General features: G+C 70.4%; 20 protein-coding genes. 13 read left to right on the top strand and 7 right to left on the bottom strand.

The window, feature by feature from the left end; all coding sequences use genetic code 11:
- Window positions 1-44 precede the first annotated feature (44 nt).
- Genes JNW91_RS05055 through JNW91_RS05045 form a run of 3 tightly spaced genes read right to left on the bottom strand, consistent with a single transcriptional unit; the run spans window position 45 to window position 2,319 of the window.
- Window positions 45-626 (bottom strand): hemerythrin domain-containing protein, encoded by a 582-nt coding sequence (locus JNW91_RS05055; RefSeq protein ID WP_203173762.1) that lies wholly within the window; start codon window positions 624-626, stop codon window positions 45-47.
- Window positions 619-1,833 carry a hypothetical protein gene (locus tag JNW91_RS05050; protein ID WP_203173761.1) on the bottom strand — a complete coding sequence of 405 codons (1,215 nt, stop codon included), beginning with the start codon at window positions 1,831-1,833 and terminating at the stop codon, window positions 619-621. The genes JNW91_RS05055 and JNW91_RS05050 overlap by 8 nt, the downstream gene beginning before the upstream one ends.
- Window positions 1,834-1,866: 33 nt before the next feature.
- Window positions 1,867-2,319: an STAS domain-containing protein gene (locus JNW91_RS05045; RefSeq protein ID WP_203173760.1), complete on the bottom strand. Its 453-nt coding sequence runs from the start codon at window positions 2,317-2,319 to the stop codon at window positions 1,867-1,869.
- Window positions 2,320-2,760: 441 nt separating this feature from the next.
- Between JNW91_RS05045 and JNW91_RS05040 the strand changes: the two genes are divergently transcribed.
- The gene (locus JNW91_RS05040) at window positions 2,761-3,489 is read left to right on the top strand and encodes a pyridoxal-phosphate dependent enzyme (protein WP_309244236.1); all 729 of its coding nucleotides are present in this window, start codon (window positions 2,761-2,763) and stop codon (window positions 3,487-3,489) included.
- Here JNW91_RS05040 and JNW91_RS05035 read toward each other — a convergent pair.
- Window positions 3,461-4,099: an HD domain-containing protein gene (locus tag JNW91_RS05035; protein ID WP_203173759.1), complete on the bottom strand. Its 639-nt coding sequence runs from the start codon at window positions 4,097-4,099 to the stop codon at window positions 3,461-3,463. The two genes, JNW91_RS05040 and JNW91_RS05035, sit on opposite strands and share 29 nt — an antisense overlap.
- Before the next feature lie 150 nt (window positions 4,100-4,249).
- Here JNW91_RS05035 and JNW91_RS05030 point away from each other — a divergent pair, with 150 nt between their 5' ends.
- The gene (locus JNW91_RS05030) at window positions 4,250-5,236 is read left to right on the top strand and encodes a GlxA family transcriptional regulator (protein WP_309244235.1); all 987 of its coding nucleotides are present in this window, start codon (window positions 4,250-4,252) and stop codon (window positions 5,234-5,236) included.
- A 104-nt stretch (window positions 5,237-5,340) separates the two neighbouring features.
- Here the strand turns inward: JNW91_RS05030 and JNW91_RS05025 are convergent, their stop codons facing one another.
- Window positions 5,341-6,186 (bottom strand): SDR family oxidoreductase, encoded by an 846-nt coding sequence (locus JNW91_RS05025; protein ID WP_203173758.1) that lies wholly within the window; start codon window positions 6,184-6,186, stop codon window positions 5,341-5,343.
- Between the two features lie 99 nt (window positions 6,187-6,285).
- Here JNW91_RS05025 and JNW91_RS05020 point away from each other — a divergent pair, with 99 nt between their 5' ends.
- The 7 genes from JNW91_RS05020 (at window position 6,286) to JNW91_RS05000 (ending at window position 13,843) form a co-directional block, all read left to right on the top strand.
- On the top strand, window positions 6,286-6,753 hold the full coding sequence (locus JNW91_RS05020) for a MarR family winged helix-turn-helix transcriptional regulator (protein WP_203173757.1): 468 nt from the start codon (window positions 6,286-6,288) through the stop codon (window positions 6,751-6,753).
- 303 nt (window positions 6,754-7,056) lie between these two features.
- Window positions 7,057-8,895 carry a glycoside hydrolase family 43 protein gene (locus tag JNW91_RS05015; RefSeq protein WP_309244234.1) on the top strand — a complete coding sequence of 613 codons (1,839 nt, stop codon included), beginning with the start codon at window positions 7,057-7,059 and terminating at the stop codon, window positions 8,893-8,895.
- Window positions 8,805-9,410 carry a hypothetical protein gene (locus JNW91_RS31860; protein ID WP_238424375.1) on the top strand — a complete coding sequence of 202 codons (606 nt, stop codon included), beginning with the start codon at window positions 8,805-8,807 and terminating at the stop codon, window positions 9,408-9,410. The genes JNW91_RS05015 and JNW91_RS31860 overlap by 91 nt, the downstream gene beginning before the upstream one ends.
- Before the next feature lie 193 nt (window positions 9,411-9,603).
- Window positions 9,604-10,272 carry a carbohydrate binding domain-containing protein gene (locus JNW91_RS31855; RefSeq protein ID WP_309244233.1) on the top strand — a complete coding sequence of 223 codons (669 nt, stop codon included), beginning with the start codon at window positions 9,604-9,606 and terminating at the stop codon, window positions 10,270-10,272.
- On the top strand, window positions 10,269-12,029 hold the full coding sequence (locus JNW91_RS05010) for a glycoside hydrolase family 43 protein (protein WP_238424374.1): 1,761 nt from the start codon (window positions 10,269-10,271) through the stop codon (window positions 12,027-12,029). Before JNW91_RS31855 ends, JNW91_RS05010 begins: the two co-directional genes overlap by 4 nt.
- A gap of 27 nt (window positions 12,030-12,056) precedes the next feature.
- Complete coding sequence (locus JNW91_RS05005; RefSeq protein WP_203173756.1) at window positions 12,057-12,689, top strand: hypothetical protein; 633 nt, start codon at window positions 12,057-12,059, stop codon at window positions 12,687-12,689.
- A gap of 59 nt (window positions 12,690-12,748) precedes the next feature.
- Window positions 12,749-13,843: a COG1470 family protein gene (locus tag JNW91_RS05000; protein WP_203173755.1), complete on the top strand. Its 1,095-nt coding sequence runs from the start codon at window positions 12,749-12,751 to the stop codon at window positions 13,841-13,843.
- 27 nt (window positions 13,844-13,870) lie between these two features.
- Here JNW91_RS05000 and JNW91_RS04995 read toward each other — a convergent pair whose 3' ends face one another.
- Window positions 13,871-14,245 carry a helix-turn-helix transcriptional regulator gene (locus tag JNW91_RS04995; RefSeq protein ID WP_203173754.1) on the bottom strand — a complete coding sequence of 125 codons (375 nt, stop codon included), beginning with the start codon at window positions 14,243-14,245 and terminating at the stop codon, window positions 13,871-13,873.
- Window positions 14,246-14,499: 254 nt separating this feature from the next.
- Between JNW91_RS04995 and JNW91_RS04990 the strand changes: the two genes are divergently transcribed.
- The 3 genes from JNW91_RS04990 to JNW91_RS04980 all read left to right on the top strand — a co-directional run bounded on the left by JNW91_RS04990 (window position 14,500) and on the right by JNW91_RS04980 (window position 17,018).
- The gene (locus JNW91_RS04990; protein WP_203173753.1) at window positions 14,500-14,997 is read left to right on the top strand and encodes a hypothetical protein; all 498 of its coding nucleotides are present in this window, start codon (window positions 14,500-14,502) and stop codon (window positions 14,995-14,997) included.
- A 583-nt stretch (window positions 14,998-15,580) separates the two neighbouring features.
- Window positions 15,581-15,871, top strand: coding sequence for a hypothetical protein (locus tag JNW91_RS04985; RefSeq protein WP_203173752.1), 291 nt, complete (start codon window positions 15,581-15,583; stop codon window positions 15,869-15,871).
- Between the two features lie 13 nt (window positions 15,872-15,884).
- Window positions 15,885-17,018, top strand: coding sequence for a cupin domain-containing protein (locus tag JNW91_RS04980; RefSeq protein WP_203173751.1), 1,134 nt, complete (start codon window positions 15,885-15,887; stop codon window positions 17,016-17,018).
- 16 nt (window positions 17,019-17,034) lie between these two features.
- Here the strand turns inward: JNW91_RS04980 and JNW91_RS04975 are convergent, their stop codons facing one another.
- Window positions 17,035-17,223, bottom strand: coding sequence for a hypothetical protein (locus tag JNW91_RS04975; RefSeq protein ID WP_203173750.1), 189 nt, complete (start codon window positions 17,221-17,223; stop codon window positions 17,035-17,037).
- A gap of 193 nt (window positions 17,224-17,416) precedes the next feature.
- On the opposite strand from JNW91_RS04975, the gene JNW91_RS04970 reads away from it, so the two are divergent.
- Entirely contained in the window at window positions 17,417-18,352 is a 936-nt protein-coding gene (locus tag JNW91_RS04970; protein WP_203173749.1) for a zinc-dependent alcohol dehydrogenase family protein, read from the top strand.
- Window positions 18,353-18,368 lie beyond the last annotated feature (16 nt).

Here is an 18,368-nt window from a genome sequence, read left to right as displayed (position 1 = left end):
GTGCCGAGGCACGGGCGGCCCTTTCGCCGAGCAGGCGGCGCGGCTCAGCTGGCCGAGGGTTTGCGCACCGCGTCCCGGACCCGGTCGATGACCGCCAGCGCCGGCCCGGCGGCCAGGTTGCCCTTCGCCGACTGGGTGCTGGGGTGTGGTCGGGTCGGTGCGGTCTTCTCCGCCGCCCGGACGGTGGCGGCGAGGCTCCGCAGCCGGTCGGCGGGGACGTGCTGGCGTAGCTGCGTGAACTCGTAGCGCTCCTCGTAGCGAGCGTGGGTGAGTACGGCGTCGCGCAGCAGGATGATGCCGGTGTCGAAGCCGTCGGCGTCCACGCCGCCCGCGATCAGTGTTTGCAGCGTCTCCTTCGCCTGCCGCTCCTCCTCGAGCCGGTCGTCGACCATGGCGTCGCCGCCGCCGCCCGGCAGGCTGCGGGAGAGCGGATGGATGACTTCCTCCTCGGCGGTTTCGTGGGCGGCGAGCAGCTTGACCAGGTCGTCGAAGGCGTCGCGTCTGGTGTCGCCGGTGCTGCCGATGACGAGGAGGAAGAGGTGCTCGACCTGGGCGTGTTGGGCGAGCAGCAGGTCGACCACGTCCTCCTCGGGGCCCGGCGTGGCGGGGGGATGGGTGTCAGGCATGGCTGCCTCCCCGGGAACGCAGCGACTCGACCGGGTGAAGTCCTTCGGTTTCGATGCGGTACTCGTCGCCGAAGCGTTCCCGGTGCATGTCGATGACCTGCTCGCTGGGTGGCTTCTGGCCGTCGTGCAGTTGCTGCTGCATCCACTCGAAGCGTTCGTGGGCGTCGCGGACGTATCCCTCGCCGAGTTTGTTCACGTCGATCTGGGTGGCCAGCAGGTGGCGCAGGTAGTCCTTGTTCGGCTCGAAGGTCAGCGGCTCGGGTAGTCCGGCGCTGCCGACGATCTCCTCGGGTTCCCGGCCGTCGTGGCGGCGTAGCAGGTCGGCGGCCTGTTGGAGGTGGGCCAGTTCCATCTGTAGGTGCAGCTCCCAGATGGCCTTGATCCGGGGGTCGCTTTCCTGTTGGAGGAAGGAGTAGTAGAGCCAGCATTCGTTGTACTCGTGGGTGAGTAGCCGTTCCCACCAGTTCTCGCCCGGGTCGAGCAGCGACTCGTAGTGGGTGACGTGTTCCTGCTCGATCAGGCTGATCTCCTGGTAGAGCTGCCGGGCGATGGGTTCCATGTACTGGGGGCCGACGTTCATGTAGTAGAACATCACCTGCTGCTCGGCCGAGAGGATCGTCAAGGCGTGCAGTTTGGAGCGGGGGTCCACCGAGTTACGGTCGTAGGGGGTGCGGACCTCGTCGAAGGGGTGCCGGTGCTCGATCACGGTCGGCCGTCCGGGCATGACCTCGGTGAGGCCGTCGACGATCTTCTCCGCCTTGCGCCGTTCGACCATCTCGTAGAGGTTGGCGTAGCGGTACAGGTGGTCGAAGTCCTCCAGCACACCGAACTCGTAGGCCTGCTTGAGGTAGGGGTCCGGTTCGTGCCGGGCCACCCAGGCGGTGAGGTCCACGGCGACCTGCTCGTAGCCCAGCGTCGTCTCCAGCACACTGGCCACGCCGGGCAGCAGCCAGTTCACCACCCGCTGCTGCTGACTCTCCACATAGCGGACGTAGGCCAGCTGCCGGCGGACCTCCTGATCCGGACAGTTACGGGCGAACTGATGCTGGAAATTGATCGCCTCAACCTCGATGCCGTTCATCGTGATGATCCGACACCGGGTGTACGGGTCGACCGCCTCCGGGTCGATCGGCTCGACGTTCAACTCACGCCAGTTGCGGAGCTGACTCTCCAGTGGGATTCCCTTGTGATCCAGTGGATTGAACATGTCTCTCCTTGAGCTGGGGGAATGTGGGCCGTGTCAGGCCACGCGGTCTGTGGACGTCCGCGCTGGTCGGGGCCGTGCAGTTCGCCAGACGACGTCCGTGAGCGCGGCGCCGGACGCCCGGGGTGCGCCGTCGAGGTTCAGGTGGGGCAGCACCCCGGCCACGCCGAGGACGCGAAGCACGAATGGCGAGGGGGCACGCACCGTGAGCCGGGCCCCGGCCGTGGTGGTGAGTTTGCTGGCCTGGAGCAGGGCGGTGACCCCGTGTGCGCCGAGGAAGCGGACCGCCGACAGGTCCAGCGCGATCAGAGGTACGGGCGTCCGGCAGAGAAATTCCACCAGCTCGGTGAGCAGGTGGGCGTTGCTCATGTCGATCTCACCGGCGACGCTGATCAGACTGGTGGAGCCGTCGCGAGTCAAGGCCAGGGACATGATCGGTGTGCGCACGTCGGGTGGCGACGGCCGGAGATCCGGGAACTGGTCTGTCACATGCTGGCTCCGCCCTCAAGGAGGGTGGCCACCCGCCGGGCTACGTGCCGAGGCAGGGTTGACCACTGGAGGGCGCATGTCTTGACCCGACAGTCACACTACCCGCCTGCGCCGGACGTCAAACCAGCCGGCGTCCGGGGCCGGCGTGGCGCGGACGGGTCAGCACCACCTCACACCCCTCGGACTCGGCGGCGGGGGCGGCTGTGTCGCTCGGATCGGGAAGCCGCGCATCGGAAGCGGGGTGATTAGCTGTGCGGATGACGACTCCTGTCTCCCTCGGTACGTGGCCGACCCCGCTGGAGGCCGCGCCCCGCCTCGCCGCCCGGCTGGGTCTGGCCTGTGGTTCAAGCGCGACGACCTCGGTGGGCTCGGCGGAGGTGGCAACAAGATCCGCAAACTGCGCTACACGTGCGCGCAGGCGGTCGCGTCGGTGCGACCACGGTGATCACCTCAGGGGCGCCGCAGAGCAACCACGCGCGGCTGACCGCCGCGGCGGCCGCGCGGCTGGGTCTCGCCTGCGTGCTGGTGCTCGGCGGTCCGCCCGCCCCGGACCGACGCGGCAACCTGCTCCTCGACGAGCTGGCCGGCGCGGAGATCGTCTGGAGCGGAGACCGGCCGCTCGCCGAGGTGGTGGCGGTTGAGGCGGAGAGACGGTCGGCGTACGTCATTCCGTTCGGCGGCACCTCGTCCGCATCGGTACAGGGCTACGTGGACTGCGGCCGGGAACTGCGCGCCCAGGTGCCGGACATCGACGGTGCGGAGGTCGTGGTGGCGCTCGGCTCGGGCGGCACGATGGCCGGACTGGTACGTGAAATGGGCGCCGAGCGGGTGGTCGGGGTGGACACGGGCGCGGTGCCCGACCCCCGTGCCACCGTCGCCGGGCTGCTTGACGGCCAGGTCGAGCCGGGCGCGTTGCGCATCGACGGATCGCAGGTGGGCGCGGGTTACGGCGTGGTCACCGACGCCGTGCGGGCGGCCCTGTACGAGACCGCCCGCGAGGAGGGCGTGTTCCTGGATCCGACGTACACGGGTCGGGCGATGGCGGCGCTGCTGGCCGGCAGCTTTCCGCACGGCGACAGGGTGGTCTTTCTGCACACCGGCGGACTGCCGGGACTCTTCGGCCACCCCGAACTCGGACAGCTCACTCCGGCCAGGCGGACTCCTCGATGACCCGGACGAAGTCGATGTGGCGGTAACCCGGCACGCGGTGCTCGAGGACGTCGCCGTTGACGGTCCCGAACGTGGTGTCCGGCCGGTGCCGGAAACCGTCGGCGAACGCGTCGACGATGGCGCGTTTGAAGTTCGGCCGCGGGTGCGCCGCGGTCACCGCGGCGATGTCGGCGGGGGACAGCTCCCGGTAGCCGATGCCGAGCACGTCCGTCTCGACGCCCGCGGTGACAAGGGCGACCTCGGGCTCCAGTCGGTAGGGCACCTCGGGCGTGGTGTGCAGGGCGATCGCCTCCCACACGAGCCGCGCCTCGTGCTCGCCGATCCCGTGTGAGCGGAGGAAACTGCGTGCCTCGTCCGCGCCGTCCAACTCGAAGCGCTGGTCGTCGCGACGGTAGCGCTCGGTCAGACCCAGGTCGTGGAACATCGCCCCCACGTAGAGCAGCTCGGGGTCGGCCTTCAGCCCGAGTCGCCGGCCCTGGAGGGAGCCGAAGACGAAGACCCGTCGGGAGTGGTGGAACAGCAGGTCGTCGGTGGCCGCACGGACCAGGTCGGTGGCGTCGTTGGCGAGCTGCGAGTCGGGGATCTCGATCCCCGCGATTGTCTGGATCATGACTTCCTGTCGGTCCGGGAGCCCGTGGCGCGCTCCGATGCGTCAAGCGTCACTCGACGAGGCCGTCCGCCGCCCTGTCCTGTCTGCCATGCTTCCCTCGGATCGGGACAGGCCGGAGGGGTGCAAACGGTGACGAACCATGCTAAACGGGTGCATCGGGTCTCTGCCCTCGTCTTCGACGGAATGAAGATGCTGGACCTCGCCGGACCCTTCGAGGTGTTCGCGGAAGCCGCCAGATTCGGCGCCCGGTACGAGTTGGAGGTGCTGTCCAGCGACGGTGCCCCGGTCCGCTCCTCGACCGGCATGCGCGTCCCCGTCGACGGTGCCGTCGAGTCGGCGACGGACGTCGGGACGGCCCTGGTGGTCGGCGGCGACTCCCTGCCGACGGCCCCGATCAGCTCCGACCTCAGGGCCGCGGCGGCGTCGCTGTCACGCCGTGCCGCCCGTACCGCGTCGGTCTGCACCGGCGCGTTCGTGCTGGCCGCGGCCGGCCTGCTGGACGGCCGTCGGGCCACGACGCACTGGCGGCACGCCCGTCTGCTCGCCGCCGCGTTTCCCCGGGTGCGGGTGGAGCCCGACGCGATCTTCGTGGAGGACGGGACGATCTTCACCTCGGCGGGCGTTTCCGCGGGCATCGACCTCGCCCTGGCCCTCGTGGAGCGTGACCACGGCGAGGAGGTGGCGCGATCGGTCGCGCAGTCGCTCGTCGTGTTCCTGCAGCGGCCGGGCGGTCAGTCACAGTTCTCGCCCTCGCTGACCCTGCCCCGGCCCAGCAGTCCCGTACTACGGCAGGTGACCGACGCGGTGGCCGCCGACCCGGCCGACGACCATTCGGTGCCGGCGCTCGCCGCCCGGGCGCACGTCAGCCCCCGGCACCTCTCCCGGATGTTCCGGCAGGAGGTCGGCAGCAGCCCCGGCAGGTACGTGGAGGGCGTGCGTGTCGACGCGGCCATCCGGCTGTTGCACGCGGGCCAGTCGGTCACCGCCTGTGCCCGACAGGTCGGCGTGGGCAGCCCGGAGACCTTGCGCCGGATGTTCCTCGCGCGGGTCGGGGTCTCGCCACGGGCCTACCAACAGCGCTTCCGCACGGCGACACGCGACGCCGCGTCCGCCCTGAACGACGAGGACCTCCGGTAACCGGTGGCCCGTGCGCTCGTCACGACCGAGCCGGCAGCGTCGCCACCGCGCGACGCGCCCTTCGGTGAGACTGCACCGAAGGGCAGGTCGCGACAGGGCCGGGATCAGGCGCTGGCGAAGTGCTCGCGATGGTCGCGGACGAACTCGGCGAAGCCGCGCGGCGGCCGGCCGGCGACCCGGGCGACGTGGTCGTTGGTGAAGTCGCCCCAACCGGAGCCGTAGGCGACCCGGTACTCGGCGAGGACCTCCGCCGACCACTGGTCGAGGCCCGCATGGAGCAGAGCGTCGCGTGCCTGTTCGGGGCTCTGCGGTACGTAGCGCACCGGCTGTCCGAGCGTACGAGCGATGTCCTGCGCCGCCTGGTCGAGGCTGATGCTCTCCGGACCGGTGGGTGTGTAGATCACGCCCTCGTGTCGTTCGGGCGCGGCGAGGATCTCGGCTCCGACCGCGGCGATGTCCCGTGCGTCGATGAGGCCGACCCGGGCGTCGCCGAAGAGCCCGTAGAGGTGCTCCCCGGCCTTGGAGGCGAGCAGGTTCTGCATGAAGTAGCTGGGACGCAGGATCGTCCAGGGGATGCCGGATTCCTGCAATTCGGCGTCGGAGAGCGCGTGCAGTCGTCCGTTGCGGGTGGGCGCGTCGTGTGCGGCGCCGATGGCGGAGAGCCGGACGATGTGCCGCACCCCGGCCTGCCGGGCGGCCCACACGGCGTTCATGCTCTGGCTCGGTGCCATCGGACCCATCGGCGTCAGCAGCCACAGCGTCGTCACGCCCTCGAACGCCGGGGTCAGCGTGGTGGGGCTGTCCAGGTCGCCGACGACGTAATCGACGCCGTCGAGCTGGGGTGCGCGCGAGGCGTCCCGCACGAGGGCACGTACCGGCTGCCTGCCGGCGAGTTCCCGTAGCACCTCCCTCGACACGGTGCCCGTCGCTCCGGTGATCAGAATGGTCATGGGGGTGTCCTCCCGGTTACGCGGACCGTGGTCGGGCCGCTGGTCACCGGACAGACGATATAGTCCAAAACTTGTACCGTCCAATGATTGGACCAAAATATGAAGCGCAGCACACGCAAGGAGCAGGACCCCGATCTCGGCATCCTGGCCGTGCAGCTGTCCGCGGGCGTCCAGCGCGAGATCTTCACGCGTGTCGCGGAGCAGGGGTTCGACGACGCCCGGCCCCGCCACGGCGCGGTGCTCGCGTACCTGGACCCGGAGGGCACCCGCCCCGGCGAACTCGCCCGGCTGGCCGGACGGAACAAGCAGACGATGGGCGCGATCCTCGACGAACTGGAGCGACTGGGCTACGTCCGACGTACGCCCGACCCGGCCGACCGCCGGGCAAAGCTGATCGTGCCGACCGAACGGGGGCTCCGGTTCATGGAAATCTCCGACGGTGTCGTCGACCAGATCGAGCAGAGGCTCTCCGACGCGCTCGGCGCCGACGGATACCGGGAGTTCCGAACCGCGCTGGGCCGCAGCGTGGCGACCCTTCCGGCGAGCGGCCACGACACCGAAGCCTGACGGGCGGCGACGCCGCCTGCCGGGCGGGCGGCGCCCGCAGGTGTTACGGGGACACTTCGGGCAGGTTTCATTGATTGTCTTGACAGGCATTGTTAGCGATAACACGATGGCCTCCACGCCACCTCGCGTTTGGAGCCCACCTTGGTCGCGCCGACCCGCTCGCGTGTCCCCAGCCCTTCCCGCAGGCCAACGTCGACCAGACTGATCGCCGCGCTCCACTGTGTCGCCGGTGCGCTGGACCGGCTCGGGTCCACCGTGCACACCCGACGGCCCGGTCCGTTGCGCACGCTCGCATCGGTTGCCGTGCTCGTCGGTGCCAGCCTGGTGAGCACGCCCGCCGTCGCGCACGCCGCCGACCAGTGGTCGCCCCGATCGTCGTACACCTCGACCGACACCGGCGCCGGCACGTACTCGGTGCCGCTGCTCAACGCCGACGTGCCGGACATCAGCGTGGAACGCGTGCCGGCCGCCGAGAACGACGAGGGCCGCGACATCTACTACATGATCAGCACGACGATGCACCTGAGCCCGGGTGCGCCGATCATGAAGTCCTACGACCTCGTGAACTGGGAAATCGTCAACTACGTCTTCGACCGGGCGAGCATCGGTGACTCCTTCTCACTGCGCAACGGCCAGAACTCGTACGGCCAGGGTCAGTGGGCGTCGTCGCTGCGTTACCACGACGGCATGTTCTACGTCGCCTTCAACACCAACAACCTCAACGGGGCGTACCTCTACCGCACCGACGACATCGAGAACGGCGCCTGGCAGCGCACCGCCCTCGGCCGCGGCCTGCACGACCCGTCGCTGTTCTTCGACGTCGACGGCACGCCGTACATCTTCTACGGCTCCGGCGGCACCAGCGCCGTACGCCTCAACGCCGATCTGACGGCCATCGAGCAGGACTATCCGAACATCTTCACGGCGGGCGACTACGCCGGGCAGCCGTTCATCGGCGGCCTGTTCGAGGGCGCGCAGTTCTATCGCATCGACGGCTGGTACTACGCCGTCATCATCACCTGGCCGTCCGGGCAGGGCCGCCAGGTCGTCATGTTCCGGTCGAAGAACCTGCTCGGCCGCTACACCTCAGCCGGCGGGGTGAACACCTACGAGGCGCGTGGGGTGCTCAACTCCAACGGCTTCGCGCAGGGCAGCCTGGTGCCGATCAGCCGCCCGGGTGGCGGGACCGACTGGCACGGCATGTTCTTCCGCGACACCTTCCCGATCGGGCGGATCCCGGCGCTCATTCCCGCCACCTGGCAGGACGGGTGGCCCACCTTCGGCACCGACGGTGTCGTACCGGTCAACGGCCTGTTCGACAAGCCGATCCAGCTCAGCCCGGCGGAGGAGGTGTTCGAACGACAGAAGAGCATCGTCGCCTCGGACGACTTCGCCAACGACGCGCCGCACAGGGCGTACCAGGACGAACAGTGGACCGTGCCCGCGCCGCTCGACGAGGCGGAGATCAGACCCAACGGATCGCGGCTGGACCTGGCGTGGGAGTGGAACCACGCCCCCGACAACCGGTACTGGTCGCTCACCGACCGTGACGGCTGGCTGCGGTTGACCGCCGGCAAGGTGGTCACCGGCCAGTACGTCTACACGAAACTGTCCAACCGGGCCGAGCTGGCGTGGTTCGAGGAGGCCCGCAACACGCTCTCCCAGCGGACGTTCGGGCCACGGCAGTCGGTGGAGACCCGGATGGACATCTCCGGGATGCGAAACGGCGACGTCGCGGGCCTGGCCGCCTACAACCGCGGATTCTCGTACGTGGCGGTCAAGCGCGTCGGCGGCGTCAACACGCTGGGCGTCGTCAACCGGGTGCAGCCGTTCGCGGTCGACCTCGACCAGTCGACGCTGGAGACCTTCCTACCGGGCACGACGGTGCCGCTCGGTGCCGCCACCGAGGTGCACGTGAAGGCGGACCTCGACTTCGCCTCGCCGGTGGGCCAGTTGTGGACGACGTTCTACTACAGCCTGGACGGGCAGCAGTGGACTCGTCTGGGCGACCGCGTCGGGCCGCAGACGCTGGACGCAGCCTCGCGCACTTCATGGGTCACCGGGTCGGACTGTTCAACTACGCGACCCAGGAGACCGGCGGACGGGTCGACTTCGACCACTACCTGCTCAGCGACACGCTGACCGCGCAGGCCCGGCCACTGGACACCAGCGCCCTCGACGCTGCCATCGCCCACGCCGAGAGCCTCGACGGGCGCCACTACCCGGCCGACGCCTGGGCCGCGGCACAGTCCGCGCTCACGGCGGCCAGGTCGGCGCGGGCCGGACACTTCGGCACCCAGAACCAGATCGACGCGCCGGAGCGGGCACTCAGCTACCAACTGGCCCGGCTCGGAGTGCTCGCGGCGTTGCCCGTGACGGTCACGGCTCAGGCGCGGTGTCTGGGTGGGAAGGCGTACGTGGCGGTGCGGGCGCGTAACGATTCGGATGGGCCGGTCGGGGTGGCGTTGGAGACGGCGTACGGGAGTCGGTCGTTCGCGGCGGTGGCGCCGGGGGCGAGTGTCTATCAGTCGTTCAACTCGCGGGCGGTGTCGGTGGCGGCTGGTACGGCGACGGTCCGGGTGACCGGTGTGGTCGGCGGTAGGGACGTGACGACCGTGCGGACCGTGCAGCACCCCGCCGCCACCTGCGGCGGATAACCCCGGCACGGGTTCCCGGCGCACCGGGCACCGCCACCACGGCACGACCGCCCGGCGCGCGGAACGGCCGGTCCTGTCCCGCGCCGCCGGCCCCGTTCGCGCCGGTGGCGTGACCGACCCTGACCTCCGAGCGTCCACCCCACCGATCCCCGTACACCGATGACCGCACGTCAGAGATGAAGGAGGATGCCTCGTGGAACAACCACAGCGACGCGCGACCCGAGGACGGGTCGCCGCGATCGCATCGGTCGGCGTGCTGCTGGCCGCAGGAATCGTCGCCGGGGCGGCACCCGTCCAGGCCGCCGAAACGGATCTTGTCGTCAACGGCGGCTTCGAGCAGGGCACCGCGAACTGGTTCGTCAACAACGGAAACGCCTCCGACAGTGCGGCTCTCTCGGTCACGTCGGACGCCTACTCCGGATCGAGCGCCGCGCTCGTCACCAACCGGACGACCACCGGATCCGGGCCCATGCAGGATCTCAGCGGCAAGGTGCAGGCCGGGCAGACGTACGTCCTCACGGCCCGCATCAAGTACGAGAACCCGAGCGGGCCGGCCACCAAGCAGTTCTTCGCCACGATGCACTACGGCGCCGCCACCTACACCAACCTCGTCAGCGTGACGGCGACGAAGGGCCAGTGGGCGCAGTTCAACGGGACGTTCACGATCCCCGCCGAGCAGAACGTGTCGACGGCCCGGCTGTTCTTCGAGACGCCGTGGACGAGCACTCCCTCCACCGACCCGGACCTGCACCTCATGGACTTCACACTCGATGACGTGTCGGTGGTCGGCGCCGCCCCGCCCGCGGCGCGTCGAAGACCATCGAGGTCGTCGGCAAGCTGCCGGGGGAGCACAACCCGTTGATCGGACACAAGTTCGGCGCCGACGGCTTCGGGTTCGTGCACGACGGCCGGGTGTACATGTACATGACCAACGACACCCAGGGCTACGCCCCCGACCCCGCTACGGGCGTCTCGCCGGGCATCAACTACGGCAACATCAACCAGATCACGGTCATCTCCTCGGAGGACCTCGTGAACTGGACGGATCACGGCGAGATCCAGGTCGCGGGCCCGAACGGCGTCGCGCCGTTCACCGCCAACTCGTGGGCGCCCGGCATCACCAGAAAGGTGGTGAACGGCCAGGAAAAGTTCTTCCTCTACTACGCCAACGGCGGCGGCTCCAGCAACGTGATCACGGGAGCGTCACCGCTCGGCCCGTGGACCAGCGAGCGTACGAGCACGCTGATCAACGGCAGCACCCCCGGCGCCGAGGACGTCGCCTGGAAGTTCGACCCGGCGCCGTTCGTGGACGACGACGGTCAGCCGTACCTCTACTTCGGTGGTGGTCCCGCGTCGACGAGCATGCCGCCGGCCGAGCGGTTCAACAACCCGAAGAACATCCGGGCGATCGAACTCGGCGACAACATGGTCTCCACCGAGGGGACGGCCGCGGTGGTCGACGCCCCGGTCGCCTTCGAGGCCGGCCACGTCTTCAAGCGTGCGGGCAAGTACTACTTCTCGTACTCCTCGCACTTCGGCGGCAACGACTTCGGTGGCAACCAGCAGCCGCTTCCCGGATACCCGGGCGCCGGCCAGATCGGCTACCTGATCTCCGACAACCCGATGTCGTGGCCGAAGGAGACCTACGCGGGCGTGCTGTTCCCGAACCAGTCGCAGTTCTTCGGCGCCGGCACGGGCGGCAACAACCACCAGTCGGTCTTCGAGTTCGGGGGCAGGTACTACTTCACGTACCACGCCCCGACGTTGAACAAGCGCATCAACGGGAACACCACCCAGGGGTACCGCAGCCCGCACATCCAGGAACTGACCTTCAACCCGGACGGCACGATCCAGCAGGTCGTCGGCACCTACGCCGGCGTCGACCAGGTCCGCAACTTCGACCCGTACCGCGTCTTCGAGGCCGAGACCTTCGGTTGGAGCAAGGGCGTCGCGACCGCGAAGGTCGACGATGCCTCCGCCCAGTTCGGCGCCGCGGCGCCGAACCTGGTGGTACGCGACATCGACAACGGGGACTGGACGGCACTGTCGTCGGTGGACTTCGGCGACAACGGCGCGCGCAGCGTGACGACCCGCGTGCGGACGCTCGCCGCCGGCGCGAAGATCGAGGTACGACTGGACGACGTCAACGGTCCCGTGGTCGGCACGATCCCGGTCGACACGCCGAACGGCGAGTGGGCCGAGGTGACCGCCGACCTCTCGGGCGCCACCGGCGTGCACGACGTCTACTTCACCTACACCGGCCCGTCGGGCGCCGACCTCTTCGAGATCGACACCTGGACGTTCGGAGCCGCCACGGGTGAGCCCGAGCTGCCCGTGACGGTCACGGCTCAGGCGCGGTGTCTGGGTGGGAAGGCGTACGTGGCGGTGCGGGCGCGTAACGATTCGGATGGGCCGGTCGGGGTGGCGTTGGAGACGGCGTACGGGAGTCGGTCGTTCGCGGCGGTGGCACCGGGGGCGAGTGTCTATCAGTCGTTCAACTCGCGTGCGGTGTCGGTGGCGGCTGGTACGGCGACGGTCCGGGTGACCGGTGTGGTCGGCGGTAGGGACGTGACGACCGTGCGGACCGCGCAGTACCCCGCCGCCACCTGCGGCGGATGACCCTTCACGGATGAGATCGGAGATCACATGAACACCCATAGACGACGACACCTGCTCGCGGCCTGCGCCGCCGGCGCCGCGCTGGTCGGGGCGGCGGTGCTGCCCTCGCCCGCGATGGCCGAGCCCGACGACGACGCCAGCGTGCGGGTGACCGTCGACATCGACGAGATCAGGGAGCCGGGCGTGCTGGCCCTGTCGATCGCGGGCGACTCCGTCGCGTTGTCCGAGGACGGCTCGACCCTGCTGGTCCGTCAGTTCGTCGGTACGTTGCCGACGGTGACGGTCACCGACACCCGCGTCGCCGACGAGGTGCCCGACGGTGCGAGCTGGGCCGTGCTGGGCAGCGCGACCGACTTCGCGGGCAGCGCCGGTCAGCCGCCGATCAGCGCCGACCACTTCGGTTGGAAGCCGCGCCTGCTCGACGGTGGGGAGACCGGTCTGGTCACCGAGGGCGAGGAGGTGGTGACCGTCCTCGACGAGGAGACCCTGCCCGGCAACAACGTCGGCCTGGTCGACCAGGAGCTGCTGGTCTCGGCGTTCGACTCCGCGGCCGTCGCCAGCGACTCGTACTCGGTCAACGCCGACCTGTACCTGCGGGCCCCGGCGGAGGTCGCCGCCGGCGAGTACAGCTCCACGCTCACGCTCTCACTGTTCGAGTAGCGGCTCGGCGGGGGTCCGGACCGGGCCCCCGCCAAGCCCCCTGTCGAAGGGCCGTCGCCATGTCCGTCACCCCGCTGCGCCGGGCGCTCACCGTCCTCGCCGTCGCGGCCCTCGCCGTTCCGGCCGCCCCGACCGCGGCGGCGGCGGACCCGGACCCGAAGGCCCTGACCTGGACGGTCCAGCCGGCCACCGCGAGCGGCCCGGACGAACGTCGATGGATCACGGCAACCGTCGATCCGGGACAGGTCGTGACCGAGCACCTGGCGGTCCGGAACTTCAGCCGCTCCGCCGTCACCTTCGCACTGAAGGCCGCCGACGGCTATCTCACCGACAAGGGCCGCTTCAACATGCTGCCGTCGGACCGCCCCTCCGTCGACGGTGGCACCTGGATCGACGTGCAGGAGAAGGTCACCGTCGGCCCCAACGAGACCAGGGTGGTGCCGTTCACGATCACCGTGCCCCGGGGCGCCACTCCCGGTGACCATCCGGCCGGCGTCGCGGCGACCGTCACCAGCACCGGGGGCACGGTCAACGTCGAGAGCCGCGTCGGGTTCCGAGTCATGATGCGGGTCAACGGCACGGTCCGGGCGAGCCTGCCCGTCCAGGGCCTCGCCGTCACCTACACCCCGTCGTGGAATCCTCTCGCCGGTGGCACGGTCCGGGTTCGCTACACCGTGACGAACGACGGCAACGTCTGGGTCACCGGCACGGGGCGGGTCGCGGTCTCCGACGTCCTCGGCCTCTCCAACCGCGACGTCACCGGCGAGATCGAGGAACTGCTCCCCGGCGGCAGCAGGCAGGTCGAGGCCCGCGTCGACGGCGTCTGGGCGCTGGGACGGCTCCGTACGACCGTCACCACCACTCCGGCCCTGCCGGGCGACGCTCAGGATGGCGCGGATCTCCGGCAGGCGTCCGGCGCCGTCACCACCTGGATCGTGCCGTGGGCGCAGCTCGCGGTGCTGTTCCTGCTCGCCGCGCTGCTGCTCGGCGTACGGGTCGCGGTCCGCCGTCGTCGACGGCGGTTGGCCGGGCTGCTCGCCCTCGCTCGGGAGCAGGGACGCCGGGAGGCCCGGGAGTCCGTGCTGGTGGGGGACTCGGCCGCGGGCGGGGAACCCGGACCGGGGGACACCCAGCGGCAGGCCGACACGCGCTGACGGGCTGCGGCACGAGGCGCGGACAGGTCAGTTGCTGGTCGCCTTGTATCGATCCCAGGCTCGGACCAACTGGAGCCGACTGTTGATACCGAGCTTCTGGTAGATCGACCGGAGCTGCGTGTCCACGGTGTGGAAGGAGACGAAGAGGCTCCCGGCCGCCTGCTTCTTGGTGGCGCCCCCGGCCAGGATCTCGGCGACCCGCTTCTCGGCGGGGGTGAGCAGGCCCAGGCCCGCGTTCGGAGGTCGATAATGGTGCGGGGCGGCAGCGAGCGCGACGTACCGGCGGTCGGCGATCGACTGGTCGCCGGGCGCGCCGATCCGGGCGTAGAGCGCGGCCGCCTCGTGCGCGGCCTCCCGCGCCTCCGCGGGTCGCAGCCGGGGGCTGTTCGCGAGGTCGAGCAACGCGTCGCCAGCGCCGGCCGGGCGGCCGTGGCGCGCAGTCGGCCGACCGCCGAGCGCAGCGCGTCCGGGTCGCGGTCGAGCAGGCCCCTGGTCTGGTCGGCCAGCGCGCGCCACAGCGGGACGGGAGTGCGCGCGGCCACCCCTTCGACCAGTTCGGTGACCCGTCGGGCGGCGTGCGGGTCGTCGGCGGCCACGGCCGCGCGTACCAGTCGGGGGCCGAACTGCGGGACGGGCAGGAGCGGCCGGACCGACCGGTGCAGGTCGGCGACGACCTGACCGAGCGCGTGCGCCGGCTCGCCGACCACGGGGTCGCGGACGGCGACACAGAGTGCGGCGGTCCACATCGTACTGTCGGGCCAGCGCCGTTGCCCGGTGCCGGCGCGGAGGATCGCGCGCGCGGCGTCGGCCTCGCCACGGCGGTAGCGGACCTCGGCGACCACCGCGACCAGCAGGGCACGGACCTCCTGGCTGATGTCCTGCGAGCCGAGCGTGGTGGCGGCCAGCGCCGCCGCCTCGGGCAACTCGCCCACCGCGACCATGCGCAGGCAGTCCAGGGCGGTCAGCCTGCTACTCGCCGCGGTGCCCGGCGCGGTCGTGGCGTCGAACGCCTGGCAGACCGCCGTTCGGGCGTCCTCGTGTCGGCCGAGGCCGAGTTGGACGAGGATTCGTTCCGCCCGGATCGACGCGGCGTCTTCCCGTGCCGTCGGGGCGTCGGGATCCAGGACTGCCAGCACGGCGTCGGCGCCCGGTAGGTCCCCGTACGACAGGGAACGGGCGGCCCGGCCGAGGGCGAGGTGGCGAGCGGACGACGGATCACCCACCGCCGCGTGCGCGGTGCCGGCGTCGCGCAGCAGGGCGTCGGCATCCGGGTGTCCGGTACGCGCCGCGACGGTGGCGATCATCGCGAGCACGGTGCTCCGGCCGCCGGTGTCCAGTGGCCGCGTCAGCGCGGCCCGCAGCGCGGCGAGGGCGACCGACGGCTGCTCCCCGGCAACGAGCTCCGCCAGGCGACCGGGCGGGCGGCAACGGTCGGGGTCGACGCCACGGATCGCGGCGGTCGCGTTCGCGTCGAAGGTTGAATCGGACAATGGCGTTCTCCCCGGTGGTAACCCGGCGCGTCGAAATGCCGTCCTGCGACCGAGCCTAACCAGAGCGGCAGGGGTGGGCGACCAGATCGACGAACCAGCGCCCGCAGCAGGCAACGGAGAACCGGTGTGCGCCGAATGGCTCACGTCGTCCCCGATCTGACGTGCCGCTATGGCGCGATCACGTGATGCGAGCCCACGGGCCCAACCCGGACCATCAGCTGACAGGACCTGCGACAGGGAGGCCGTCGTGACGCCGATCGACACCGTGACGCGGACCCGCCCGGAGCGGACCGACCTTCCCGGTCTGCACCGGCTGCGGGTCGTACTGCTCGTGTTCGTGCTGCTCGCCATCACCGGGGCGGGCGGTCACGCACCGCCGTGGACCCGGCTGGTGCTGGCCGCGACCGCAGCGGCCGTTCCCGCCGCGATCGCGGTCCAGTACGGCTGGTCCACCGTTCGCACGCTGCTGGGGATGCCTTCCCGGCCAGATTCACGCGGTGGCGCCGTCTCCGCGGGGGATCCGATCCGATCGGAGTGAGGAGCCAGCGAGCATGGTGAACAGCGATCCCCAGCCCCGACGCGGCGACGAGGGCAGCGCGCCGTTCGCGGGCCGCAACGTCGAGGTCGAGCGGCAGAATCCCGATCTCCTGGTGCCGCCGACGACCGACAGTCGGCTGGTACCCAACCTCAAGTTCTCGTTCTCCCAGGCGCACACCCGGGTGGAGCGGGGCGGCTGGACCCGTGAGGTCACCGTCCGGGACCTGCCGATCGCCACCACGATGTCCGGCGTCCAGTTCGGACTGGAACCCGGCGCGTACCGCGAAATCCACTGGCATCAGCAGTCGGAGTGGGCGTACATGCTCGGCGGCAGTTGCCGCATCAGCGCCGTCGACCACGAGGGGCGCAACTTCATCGAGGACGTCAATGCGGGCGACCTGTGGTTCTTCCCGCAGGGGGTGCCGCACAACATCCAGGCGCTCGACGACGGCGCGCAGTTCCTGCTGGTCTTCGACGACGGCGCCTTCTCGGAGAACAACACGTTCCTGCTCAGCGACTTCTTCGCGCACACGCCCCGGCACGTGTTGGCGAAGAACTTCGGCTGGACGATGGAACAGATGGAGAATCTGCCCGAGCGGGAGAAGTACATCTTCCAGGGCGACGTCCCACCGCCCCTGCAACGGGGCCGGGTGATCAGCCCGACCGGCGACATTCCACGAAGCTTCAAACACCGGATGACCGCCCAGACCCCGCAGCGGTTCCGCGGTGGAACGGTCCGGATCACCGACTCGACGAACTTCGCCGCCTCCGCCACCACCGCCGCCGCCCTCGTGGAGGTCGAACCCGGGGGGATGCGTGAGCTGCACTGGCATCCGACCACCGACGAGTGGCAGTACTACATCTCGGGCACCGGACGGATGGGCGTGTTCGCGGCCCAGGCCAGCGCTCGGACGTTCGACTTCCAGGCCGGCGACGTCGGCTACGTTCCCTTCGCCTACGGCCACTACATCGAGAACACCGGTGACGAGCCGCTGGTGTTCCTGGAAATGTTCAAGCATTCCCGGTTCGAGGACATCTCGGTGATGCAGTGGATGGCGAACACGCCCCACGAGATCATCGCCGACACGATCAACGTGGAGAAGTCGATCGTCGACGAGCTTCCGGCCACCAAACAAACCGTGATCTGAACGTACACCCGCGCTGTCAGCGTTGAGCCGTCCGCCGTCGCCACAGCAACCCGGCCGCCAGCACCGCCAGTACGGCCAGCGCGGTGCCGGCGGCGAGGACACCGCCGGCCGGGCCGTCGTGCGACTCCGCCGCGGCCGCAGTGCCGTCGTCGACCGGTGCGGCGCCCGCCGTGGGTTCGGCCACCGTGGTGGTGGTACTGGGCATGAACGTTCCTTCCCATGGCTGGTCTGACGTCCGTTTGGTCGGCCACCTCGGGTGAAAAGTTCCTACCGGCCGGAAGTGGCCCGGACGCCGACCCGGTCACGTAGCGTGCTGGTGACGCTTCGGTGATGGGATGTGTGCAGACGTGCGTGCCGCGGTGCTACGGGAGTTTGACGTTCCGCTGACGGTCGAGCGGATGGATCAACCCACCGCCGGTGCCGGTGAGGTGCTCGTGCGGGTCGTCGCCAGCGGCGTCAATCCGCTCGACACGAAAATCCAGGCGGGCAGGGCCGCGCACGCCCGCATCCGGCTACCCGCCGTCCTCGGCCTGGACGTCGCCGGTGTCGTCGCCGCGGTCGGCCCGGAGGTGACCGGGTTCGCGCCCGGTGACGAGGTGTACGGGCTGTGCGGCGGTGTCGGCGATCTGCAGGGCTCGCTGGCCGAGTACGCCGCGGTGGACGCCCGGCTGCTGGCCCGCAAACCGGGGACGCTCTCGATGCGGGAGGCCGCCGCGCTGCCGCTGGCGGCGATCACCTCCTGGGAGGGGCTGGTCGACCGGGCCGGGGTCCGCGCCGGACAGAAGGTGCTGGTGCACGGCGGCTCGGGCGGCGTCGGTCATGTGGGCGTGCAGCTCGCCCGGGCGCGAGGTGCCGAGGTGTACGCGACCGGCGCGCCGGCGAGCATGGAGGTGATCGAGAGCCTCGGCGCCGTGCCGATCGACTACACCTCGACCGACGTCGAGGAGTACGTGCAGCGGTACACCGCGGGGGAGGGCTTCGACATCGTCGCTGACAACGTCGGCGGTGCGACGCTCGACGCGTCGTTCGCGGCGGTACGCACCTACCACGGGCACGTCGTCAGCGCGCTGGGCTGGGGATCGCACTCGCTCGCCCCGCTGTCGTTTCGCGGCGCGACCTACTCCGGAGTGTTCACCCTGCTGCCGATGCTGACCGGACGGGGCCGTGCACACCAGGGCGAGATCCTGCGCGAGATCGCGGCCCTGGCCGCCGGGGGCGAGCTGCGCCCACGGGTGGACCCGCGCACCTTCACTCTCGACACGGTCATGGACGCCCACCGGCTCGTCGCCGGCGGCGCCGCCACCGGCAAGGTCATCGTCGACATCGACGGTTGAGCGGGCCGCTGCGACA

The organism is Micromonospora parastrephiae, from assembly GCF_016802865.1.
In the GTDB taxonomy this organism is placed as follows: Bacteria; Actinomycetota; Actinomycetes; order Mycobacteriales; family Micromonosporaceae; genus Micromonospora; species Micromonospora parastrephiae.
The sequence above is the reverse complement of the archived record's forward strand: the minus strand, read 5'-3'. Positions and strand labels throughout refer to the sequence as shown.

What these genes read in the sequence shown, in the direction of transcription:
- JNW91_RS05005 (WP_203173756.1), top strand. Translation starts at nt 12,057, where the DNA reads ATGAACACCCATAGACGACGACACCTGCTCGCGGCCTGCGCCGCCGGC.
- JNW91_RS05055 (WP_203173762.1), bottom strand. Translation starts at nt 626, where the DNA reads ATGCCTGACACCCATCCCCCCGCCACGCCGGGCCCCGAGGAGGACGTG.
- JNW91_RS05020 (WP_203173757.1), top strand. Translation starts at nt 6,286, where the DNA reads ATGAAGCGCAGCACACGCAAGGAGCAGGACCCCGATCTCGGCATCCTG.
- JNW91_RS04975 (WP_203173750.1), bottom strand. Translation starts at nt 17,223, where the DNA reads ATGCCCAGTACCACCACCACGGTGGCCGAACCCACGGCGGGCGCCGCA.
- JNW91_RS05000 (WP_203173755.1), top strand. Translation starts at nt 12,749, where the DNA reads ATGTCCGTCACCCCGCTGCGCCGGGCGCTCACCGTCCTCGCCGTCGCG.
- JNW91_RS04980 (WP_203173751.1), top strand. Translation starts at nt 15,885, where the DNA reads ATGGTGAACAGCGATCCCCAGCCCCGACGCGGCGACGAGGGCAGCGCG.
- JNW91_RS31860 (WP_238424375.1), top strand. Translation starts at nt 8,805, where the DNA reads ATGGGTCACCGGGTCGGACTGTTCAACTACGCGACCCAGGAGACCGGC.
- JNW91_RS04970 (WP_203173749.1), top strand. Translation starts at nt 17,417, where the DNA reads ATGGATCAACCCACCGCCGGTGCCGGTGAGGTGCTCGTGCGGGTCGTC.
- JNW91_RS05025 (WP_203173758.1), bottom strand. Translation starts at nt 6,186, where the DNA reads ATGACCATTCTGATCACCGGAGCGACGGGCACCGTGTCGAGGGAGGTG.
- JNW91_RS05050 (WP_203173761.1), bottom strand. Translation starts at nt 1,833, where the DNA reads ATGTTCAATCCACTGGATCACAAGGGAATCCCACTGGAGAGTCAGCTC.
- JNW91_RS05035 (WP_203173759.1), bottom strand. Translation starts at nt 4,099, where the DNA reads ATGATCCAGACAATCGCGGGGATCGAGATCCCCGACTCGCAGCTCGCC.